The sequence below is a fragment of the Rhizobium sp. SVR5-2C genome (assembly GCF_056755115.1).
In genome coordinates, this window is the sequence record NZ_JBNDHT010000245.1 from 1 (window position 1) to 5,013 (window position 5,013).

At 61.9% G+C, this 5,013-nt stretch carries 4 protein-coding genes; 3 read left to right on the forward strand and 1 reads right to left on the reverse strand.

The annotated features are described in order from the left end of the window. From ACPYOI_RS34855 to ACPYOI_RS34865, 3 genes are all read left to right on the forward strand, one after another. A partial coding sequence (locus tag ACPYOI_RS34855) for a heavy metal translocating P-type ATPase (RefSeq protein ID WP_481424057.1) occupies nt 1–1,829 on the forward strand: 1,829 nt, incomplete at its 5' end. A 90-nt stretch (nt 1,830–1,919) separates the two neighbouring features. After that, nucleotides 1,920–2,432 carry a YidB family protein gene (locus tag ACPYOI_RS34860; protein ID WP_481415897.1) on the forward strand — a complete coding sequence of 171 codons (513 nt, stop codon included), beginning with the start codon at nt 1,920–1,922 and terminating at the stop codon, nt 2,430–2,432. A gap of 235 nt (nt 2,433–2,667) precedes the next feature. Continuing rightward, nucleotides 2,668–3,363 (forward strand): hypothetical protein, encoded by a 696-nt coding sequence (locus ACPYOI_RS34865; RefSeq protein ID WP_481415896.1) that lies wholly within the window; start codon nt 2,668–2,670, stop codon nt 3,361–3,363. Between the two features lie 86 nt (nt 3,364–3,449). On the opposite strand, the gene serA is transcribed toward ACPYOI_RS34865, so the two are convergent. Beyond that, on the reverse strand, nt 3,450–5,013 hold a 1,564-nt coding region (gene serA, locus ACPYOI_RS34870; protein WP_481424058.1), incomplete at its 5' end, for a phosphoglycerate dehydrogenase.

Consider the following 5,013-nt stretch of genomic DNA (forward strand, 5'->3'; position numbering starts at 1 on the left):
TGACGATCCTGTCCGGAATGGCGCTCGTCGCCGCCTACGTTGTGGGTCATCTCTTGCCGGCAATCGCCCCCTACGCCTTCATTGCCGCGACGCTGATCGGTCTTGCGCCGATCGCGCGCCGAGCAGTCATGGCGGCACTGGCCGGAACGCCCTTTTCCATCGAGATGCTGATGACGATCGCAGCGACGGGCGCCATCGTCATTCATGCCGCAGAGGAGGCCGCAGCCGTCGTCTTCCTGTTCCTGGTCGGTGAACTGCTTGAAGGCATCGCTGCCGGAAAGGCGCGAGCGAGCATCCAATCGCTGACGGCGCTCGTGCCGAAGAGCGCCTTGCTGGAGGAAGCTGGCGAGACGCGCGAAGTACCGGCGGAAAGCCTCGCGGTGGGCTCCATCATCCTCGTGCGCCCGGGCGACCGCATTTCCGCCGACGGCGTTATCGTCTCGGGGGAAAGCGCGATCGATGAAGCGCCTGTCACAGGGGAAAGCGTTCCGGTACGCAAGGCTGCCGATGACGCGGTCTTTGCAGGAACCGTGAACGGCGATGCCGCGCTCCGCATTCGCGTCACCGCCGCGGCCGCCGACAACACGATTGCCCGCGTCGTCAAACTCGTCGAGGAAGCACAGGAATCGAAGGCGCCGACCGAGCGCTTTATCGATCGTTTCTCGCGCTACTATACGCCGGGTGTCGTCGTGGTCGCGGCACTCGTCGCGATCCTGCCGCCGCTGCTTGCAGGCGGCGCATGGGACGAATGGGTTTACAAGGGCCTCGCGATCCTGCTCATCGGCTGCCCCTGCGCGCTGGTGATTTCGACGCCCGCTGCCATTGCCGCTTCGCTATCGGCCGGCGCGCGGCGCGGACTGCTGATGAAGGGCGGTGCGGTACTGGAAACGCTCGGCAAGGTTACGGCCGTCGCGCTCGACAAGACCGGCACACTGACCGAAGGTAAGCCAAAGGTTACCGACATCGTGCCCTTCGAGCGGACGGAGGCACAGGTGCTTTCGCGTGCCGCCGTCCTGGAAAGAAGCTCCAGCCACCCGCTTGCGCTGGCAATCCTTGAGCGCGCGAAGAGCGACAAGGTGCCCGTCCCACCGGCCTTCGAGGTGGAAGCCGTTCCCGGCAAGGGCATGACCGGTCGCGTGGGCGGCGAAAGACTCGATCTTCTTTCTCCAGCTGCAGCCCGCCTGACCGGCGCACTAACCCCCGAACAGGACGAGCAGATTGCTAAACTGAACGAGCAGGGCAAAACCGTTTCGGTCCTCGTCATCAACGGGAAAGTCGCCGGGTTGATCGCCATGCGCGACGAGCCACGCGAGGATGCGAGAGCTGGGCTCAAGGCCTTGACCGATACCGGTGTCCGGACCCTGATGCTAACCGGTGACAACGAACGTACCGCAAGGGCAATCGGCGAGCAGCTCGGCATCGATGTACGCGCCGAACTCATGCCTGAAGACAAGCAGCGCATCGTCGGCGAATTGAAACGCGAAGGCTTTCTCGTGGCCAAGGTCGGCGACGGCATCAACGACGCCCCTGCCCTCGCGGCAGCCGATGTCGGCATCGCCATGGGCGGCGGGACGGATGTGGCGCTTGAGACTGCCGACGCGGCGGTGCTGCACGGCCGGGTCGGCGACGTAGCAGCGATGATCGCCCTTTCCAGGCGAACGATGCGAAACATCTTCGAAAACATCACCATCGCGCTCGGCCTCAAGGTGGTCTTCCTTGTCACGACCATCGTCGGCATCACCGGATTGTGGCCTGCGATCCTCGCTGACACGGGAGCGACGGTGCTGGTGACGATCAATGCGCTACGCCTGTTGAAGCCCGTACGTTGAATTTTACGACGCAGGAACTAAGTCACCTTCCGTGCATTCCCGCATTCCGGGGCATTGGTCGAATGCGGCCCAACTCAACGGGAGGACATCATGGATCGGAGAAATCTCACTGCATTGCTCGGCATACTCGCCGTGGCTGGCTACCAGAATCGCGATAAGATCGCCTCGGCATTGAGGGAGCTCACGCAGGGCGGCGCACAGCGGCAAACACCCGGTGCCCAGCCCGGAATACCATCCCAGTCATCGGACGCCGGTCTGGGCGGACTTCTGGGCGGACTTGCCGGCGGCGGTCTCGGTGACCTTATCAAAGGCGGCTCTGCCGGCGGCGTTTTGAGTGGCGGCCTTGGCGGTTTGCTCGATCAGTTCAGCAAGAACGGCTATGGCGATACGGCGGATTCCTGGGTATCGCCCGGCGAGAACAAGCCGATCGACGACCGCCAGCTCTCGCAGGCGATTGGCCCGGATGTTCTGGAGGAGATCTCTTCCAAAACAGGGCTCAGCGCGGACGAAATCCTGAGCCGCCTTTCAAAAGATCTTCCAAAGGCCGTCGATGACCTGACGCCGGAGGGTCACATTCCAAACAGCAGTCAATTTATGATCTGATTGCCAGGCAAAGATGCTGGCAAAAAAGCCGGGCGCAGTCCCCTTGCGCCCGGCTTCCGACCTGTTCAGCACGCAAGCCACACACAACGCTGCGCGACTATTGAATTCTCTACAAAAGGATATCCGTCTCGATCACCACATCGAGACGGACATTTCGATGCTGCGGACAGTTTCCCGTTCCGATTGCTTCTGCGGCTTGGCAGGCAAATCGATTTCCTTATTCAAAGAGGTTTCAATGGTTTCATTAGTTGATTCGACAAGACTTCTCTCATCGCAACTGGCGCTGCAGGTGCTGCACGGCGGGGAACCCTCTTCCGACGGGCTGGCCAGCTCCGACGATTCTTCCTTCGCAAACGGCGATTTCTCGAGCCTTCCCTCTCAGTCGCGCTCGGCGTTGACTGCTCTACTGAACGGTTTGCCCGCGAACCAGACCAGCGATACCGGCTCTTCAGATTCGACGCTCGCAAGCACCGATATCACCACGTCATCCTTCATGGCGCTGCTGAAGCAGAACCTCACCGCCGCCGCCGAGGCCAAGGGTGGGAACAGCCAGGAAGCGTCGATGCTCGAAGCATTCAACAACGGCACGCTGCAGGTCACCGACCCGACAAAGGGCGTGACGATCAAGGCGTGGGACGTGGCCGACGAGGACCAAAGCAAGCCCGGCCAGACGGTCGAGACGAGCGACTGGAACGACTTCCTGAGGAGCCATCTGGAGCGCGACAACCACGGCGCACTCGTCAAAGCCGACGACGGCAGCTTCGTCGAGAAGAACACCGGCAACCACGTCTATTTCGGGCAGGTCGGCAGCCAGTATTACTATCTGACCTGGCCGGCGGCGGCTGATCCAAAGCCGGCCGCCAACGCGCCGGCTTCGGATGCTCCGCCTGCGGACGCTCCGGAAACGAGCAAACCCGATACGGGCGCGTGATCTCCGCAGCATCGATCCATCAAAAGTAAAAAAGCCGGGCGCAGTCCCCTGCGCCCGGCTTTCTCGTTCTTCCTTGGGAGGAAATCTTACTCGACCGCAAAGACCAGGGGCTTCGCCTGGCGGATAGCCTGGTGGGCCGTCAGCTTGGTGAGGACGTCGTCGCCGATCGGTCCGTCGACATAAAGGAGCGCGATCGCATCTCCGCCCTGCCTGTCGCGGCCGAGCTGGAAGTTGGCAATGTTGACGCCCGCCGCACCCAACGTCGTTCCGATGAAGCCGATCATGCCGGGAACGTCGGTGTTGGTGATGTAGACCATGTGCGAACCGACATCGGCGTCGAGGTTGATGCCCTTGATCTGGATGAAGCGCGGCTTGCCGTCGGAAAACACCGTGCCCGCGATGGAGCGAGTCTGGTTCGCCGTCGTCACCGTCAGCTTGATATAGCCGTCGAAGACGCCGGTCTTGTCGCGCTTGACCTCGGAAAGGATGATGCCCTTTTCCTTGATCATGATCGGCGCCGAAACCATGTTCACGTCCGCAACCTGCGGGCGGATAAGACCGGCCAGCACGGCGCTTGTCAGAGCCCTGGTGTTCATCCCGGCCGTTGAACCGTCATAAAGGATCTCGATCTCCTTGATGGCGCTTTCCGTCACCTGTCCCACGAAGGCGCCGAGCACGTCGGCAAGCTTGATGAAGGGCTTGAGGATCGGCGCTTCCTCGGCCGTGATCGACGGCATGTTGATCGCGTTGGAGACCGCACCCTTGATCAGGTAGTCCGACATCTGCTCGGCAACCTGCAGCGCAACGTTTTCTTGAGCTTCCGTGGTCGATGCGCCGAGATGCGGTGTGCAGACGACGTTCGGCAAGCCGAAAAGTGGGCTTTCCTTGGCCGGCTCAACTTCGAAGACATCGAAGGCTGCACCGGCGACATGGCCGGACTTGATCGCTTCCGCAAGAGCCGCTTCGTCGACGAGACCGCCGCGGGCGCAGTTGATGATGCGCACGCCGGGTTTGGTCTTTGCCAGCGCTTCCTTGTTGAGGATGCCGCGCGTCTTGTCGGTCATCGGCACATGCAGGGTGATGAAGTCGGCCTTGGCGAGCAACTCATCGAGCTCGACCTTGGTGACGCCCATCTCCTCGGCGCGCTCCTTGGAGAGGAACGGATCATAGGCAAGGACGTGCATCTTCAGGCCGATGGCGCGGGCGCAGACGATCGAGCCGATATTGCCCGCACCGATGACGCCGAGCGTCTTGCCGGTGATCTCGACACCCATGAACTTCGACTTTTCCCACTTGCCGGCCTGGGTCGAGGTGTCGGCTGCCGGAAGCTGGCGGGCAACGGCGAACATCAGCGCGATAGCGTGCTCGGCTGTGGTGATCGAGTTGCCGAAAGGCGTGTTCATGACGATGATACCGCGGCGCGAAGCGGCCGGAATCTCAACGTTGTCGACGCCGATGCCGGCGCGTCCGATGACCTTGAGATTGGTCGCGGCGGCAATCAGTTTTTCCGTCACCTTGGTAGCGGAGCGGATGGCGAGGCCGTCATAATTGCCGATGATTTCGGCGAGCTTGTCCTTGTCCTTGCCGAGCTGCGGCTGGAAATCGACTTCGACGCCGCGATCACGGAAGATCTGGACGGCGGTTTCCGAC

Excerpts from the sequence above, each read along its gene's own strand:
- ACPYOI_RS34860 (WP_481415897.1), top strand. The coding sequence starts at position 1,920 with ATGGATCGGAGAAATCTCACTGCATTGCTCGGCATACTCGCCGTGGCT.
- ACPYOI_RS34865 (WP_481415896.1), top strand. The coding sequence starts at position 2,668 with ATGGTTTCATTAGTTGATTCGACAAGACTTCTCTCATCGCAACTGGCG.